Genomic DNA, 3,830 nt, shown 5'->3' with positions numbered 1-3,830 from the left:
ATTCAAGAAGCAAATCGTTTTTTAGGAAAAGAATTTAAAGGTTCTATGTTTGCTATCGCGAAAGATGTAAAAATTCAAATTGAATTTAATCCGAAACAAGTTCAGGCTTATCGTTTGATTGGGTATGAAAACAGAAAATTGCGTCCAGAAGATTTTAAGAATGATGCCATTGATGCTGGAGAATTAGGAAGTAATCATACCGTTACGGCTTTGTATGAAATTATTCCGACTGGAGTAAAAAGCGATTATTTAGCCGAACAGCCAGATGATTTAAAATACACTAAAACAGAAACAAATTCGAATAATTACAATGGAGAATTAGCCACTATTAAATTTCGTTACAAAAAGCCTGACGGAGAAAAAAGCATCGAAATGGTTCAGGTAATCGAAAACAAATCGGTTGTTTTAGAAAAAGCAAGTGACGATATGAAGTTTAGTGCTGCCGTAGCTTGGTTCGGATTAAAATTGAGAGATTCAAAATTAATCGCCAACAAATCTTCAGAAGAAATTGTTAAATTGGCAAAACAAGGAAATTCAAACGACGGAGAAGGCTACAAAGCTGAGTTTATTCGTCTGGTTGAAACGTCCAAACAGTATAATTAATAAATATTGTATTACATTTGAAATTCAATTTATAAACAATGAAACAACTACTATACGCGTTATTAGCATTTGCAAGTGTAAATTCTTTTTCTCAAACTAAAAATTCAATTGATAAACCCTTCATCGAAGTTTCAGGTCAGGCAGACACATTGGTACTTCCAAATAAAATATGGATCAATGTTTTATTAAGTGAGAAAGATTCCAAAGGGAAAAAATCGGTAGAAGATTTAGAAAAAGACATGTTTTCAAAATTAAAGGAAATTGGAATCAACATCGAAAAAGAAGTTACTGTTAATGATATGTCCAGTAATTTTAAAAATTATTTACTAAAGCAAAATGATATTTTTAAATCAAAATCGTATTCTATCATAGTTAAAAATGCAATCGAAACTTCTAATGTCTTTATTGGATTAGAAAAAATTGGGATTTCAAATGTACGCATTGAAAAAATTGAAAATATTGATGAAAAAAAAATCAAACTTTTAATTAATGGTAAAGCGATATTGAATGCGAAACTAACAGCAGAAAGTTTTGCTAAACCTTTAAATCAAAAAGTTGGGAATTCTATACAAATTAGCAATTTTGAAGATATTTCTCAACAATTATATGGCAGAGCTGCTGGTATTGTCGTAAACACTGGTTATGGTGGAAAAAGATACGAAAGTGAAAGTGCTCCGAGCGAACCTGTTATAGAATTCGAAAAAATTAAAATATCCAGCTCAGTACAAGTCCGATTTCTCATAGAATAATTTTAATACAATCATAATAAATTAATTACACGCAAAATTCATGAATCCTATTTTAAGCCAAAATCTATTTTTAGTAAAAGAACATATCGGAATGTTCAAAGCCGCAAACAACTACGACATATATCATCCAGAAAACAATCAAATTATTATGAACTGCCGAGAAAACAATCTTGGTTTTTTCACAAAAATATTCCGCTTTACAGATTATAAAAGAGCAACTCCATTTAATATTGAAATTACAACTGCTTCTGGCGAAAAGTTAATTACGGTAAGAAGAGATATTGCCATCTTTAGATCGACTGTAGAAGTATTGAATGAAAAAGATCAATTGATTGGAACTTTCAAACAAAAGTTCTTTTCTATTGGAGGAAAGTTTGATATTCTGGATAAAAACGAAAAACCTGTAGCAACGCTTCAAGGAAAATGGACAGGTTGGGATTTTAAATTTTCACATGAAGGCAAACAATTGGCTCAAGTAAATAAAAAATGGGCCGGATTAGGAAAAGAGTTTTTTACAACTGCTGATAATTATGCGCTTCAAATTGAAGATTCAGTTCCAGCTGATAGTTCGTTGAGACAATTGATATTAGGAGCTGTAATGTGTATTGACATGGTTCTAAAAGAATAACAAAACTTGTTAAACTTAGATTAAGAATATCTTTTAAAGCATCATTTTAGTTTTCAAAACCTTATTTTTGTAAGACTTAAAATGATGCTTTCTGCATTTCTAAAAATACAATCATGACCGACTTAAAAAATAAAAATGCCTTTATTACTGGCGCAGGAAAAGGAATAGGAAAAGCTGTGGCAATTGCTTTGGCGAAAGAAGGTGTAAACCTGATTTTAGTTTCTAGAACTAAAAGCGATATCGATCAACTGGCAGAAGAAACTTCTAAACTTGGTGTAAAAACTTTGGCTTTAGCTGCAGATGTTTCTGATATTAATTCTATAAATGCTGCCGCTGAAAAAGCAATCGCAGAATTTAAAAGTATTGACATCTTAATTAATAGCGCCGGAATTGCTTCTTTTGGGAAGTTCTTAGAATTAGAACCAGAGGCTTGGGAAAGAATTATTCAGGTAAATTTAATGGGAACGTATTATACAACTCGCGCGATTATCCCAAATATGATCGAAAGGCAAACTGGAGACATTATCAATATTTCTTCAACTGCTGGATTAAACGGAAACGCTTTGACAAGCGCTTACAGTGCTTCTAAATTTGCTGTTTTAGGTTTAACCGACTCTTTGATGCAGGAAATGAGAAAACACAATATTCGTGTTACAGCGTTAACGCCAAGTACAGTTGCAACTGACATGGCAAAAGATCTAAATCTTACTGATGGAAACCCAGAAAAAGTAATGCAGTCTGAAGATATGGCAGATTTAATTATTGCTCAACTAAAATTAAATAGAAGAGTATTTATTAAAAACAGCAGTATTTGGTCTACTAATCCTTAAAACGTCTATAAAATCTTTGTCAAAGTTTTAAACTTTGACAAAGTTATATCAACAAAAAATAGTAATATGGAACAATATTTAAGACAATTGGTCGAAATAGAATTTCAAGATAAAAAACAAGTTTTCTCTGGTTTTCTAATCGATTATTCTGACGACTGGATTTTACTCAGAAATAATCCTGTAGATTTTGTTTTGGATGGTTTTGTTATTCTTAGAAATAAAAACATTGAAGCTGTAAACCGAGATCACGATTTGGCTTTTACTGAGAAAATAATTCGTTTAAAAGGTTTAAAAATAAATTCTGATGATATTATTCCAATCAGAGATTTAGCTTCTATTATCAAATATATTTCTGAGAAATACAGCATTTTTCAAATCGCAAAAAAATCATCTAAATCTGCTTATTTAGGAAAATTAATTGGTTTAAACGACGAAGAATTGACAATAGATTTTTTAGATACACGAGGTCAATTTGGTGGAGAATTAGGTTTTAATCCCGAAAAAATTCGAGTGATCGAATTTGATACCGATTATATTAATTCTTTGAAATTGGTTGTTCAGGAAAATGAGTAATTTATAAAAACACAAAAGCCTCTTATTAGAGGCTTTTTTTGTCATTCCGAGGAACGAGGAATCACACTAGTAATTCCGTATGCTATAATTGTCAATCTTTGTAGAGTTTCGAGTGTGATTCCTCGTTCCTCGGAATGACAAATACTTTGAGTTTATTTTTAAGCTTCCGCCAATTTATTCAAAAACTCCAAACGTACACTTCCGTCTTCGTCTATTTTAGTTAAATTGATTTCTTGCAGAGTATTTACCAATTCTGGATTCCAAGGTGTTTTTACTTTCACGTAGTTTTCTGTAAATCCGTGAATGTATCCTTCTTTATTTTCACTTTCAAAAAGAACCGTTCTATTTGTTCCTAACTGGCTTTCGTAGAATGCACGGCGTTTTTTAACCGATAAGCCACGAAGCATTTTACTGCGTTTTGCTCTAACATTTGAAGGAACAACGCCT

The 3,830-nt window shown here is 31.5% G+C and carries 5 protein-coding genes and 1 pseudogene; 5 read left to right on the top strand and 1 reads right to left on the bottom strand.

Annotated elements, in window-relative coordinates:
- The 5 genes from B3J44_RS22575 to B3J44_RS22555 form a co-directional block, all read left to right on the top strand.
- Positions 1-603 (top strand): YfbK domain-containing protein (locus B3J44_RS22575; protein WP_286971570.1); only part of this gene is annotated, 603 nt, incomplete at its 5' end.
- Positions 604-641: 38 nt separating this feature from the next.
- Positions 642-1,352, top strand: coding sequence for an SIMPL domain-containing protein (locus B3J44_RS22570; RefSeq protein WP_286971568.1), 711 nt, complete (start codon positions 642-644; stop codon positions 1,350-1,352).
- A 40-nt stretch (positions 1,353-1,392) separates the two neighbouring features.
- Positions 1,393-1,980: a phospholipid scramblase-related protein gene (locus tag B3J44_RS22565; RefSeq protein WP_286971567.1), complete on the top strand. Its 588-nt coding sequence runs from the start codon at positions 1,393-1,395 to the stop codon at positions 1,978-1,980.
- 113 nt (positions 1,981-2,093) lie between these two features.
- The gene (locus B3J44_RS22560) at positions 2,094-2,810 is read left to right on the top strand and encodes a 3-ketoacyl-ACP reductase (protein WP_278020636.1); all 717 of its coding nucleotides are present in this window, start codon (positions 2,094-2,096) and stop codon (positions 2,808-2,810) included.
- Positions 2,811-2,876: 66 nt separating this feature from the next.
- Positions 2,877-3,383, top strand: coding sequence for a hypothetical protein (locus tag B3J44_RS22555; protein ID WP_286971565.1), 507 nt, complete (start codon positions 2,877-2,879; stop codon positions 3,381-3,383).
- A 158-nt stretch (positions 3,384-3,541) separates the two neighbouring features.
- On the opposite strand, the pseudogene B3J44_RS22550 reads toward B3J44_RS22555, so the two are convergent.
- A pseudogene (locus B3J44_RS22550) lies at positions 3,542-3,830 on the bottom strand (tRNA (N(6)-L-threonylcarbamoyladenosine(37)-C(2))-methylthiotransferase MtaB); the annotation flags it as partial.

It is taken from the genome of Flavobacterium sp. UBA4854 (genome assembly GCF_002399805.1).
GTDB lineage: Bacteria > Bacteroidota > Bacteroidia > Flavobacteriales > Flavobacteriaceae > Flavobacterium > Flavobacterium ginsengisoli.
This window is presented reverse-complemented; position numbering and strand designations above follow the sequence as displayed.

Coding starts and splice junctions, on each gene's coding strand:
- B3J44_RS22570 (WP_286971568.1), top strand. CDS start 642: ATGAAACAACTACTATACGCGTTATTAGCATTTGCAAGTGTAAATTCT.
- B3J44_RS22555 (WP_286971565.1), top strand. CDS start 2,877: ATGGAACAATATTTAAGACAATTGGTCGAAATAGAATTTCAAGATAAA.
- B3J44_RS22565 (WP_286971567.1), top strand. CDS start 1,393: ATGAATCCTATTTTAAGCCAAAATCTATTTTTAGTAAAAGAACATATC.
- B3J44_RS22560 (WP_278020636.1), top strand. CDS start 2,094: ATGACCGACTTAAAAAATAAAAATGCCTTTATTACTGGCGCAGGAAAA.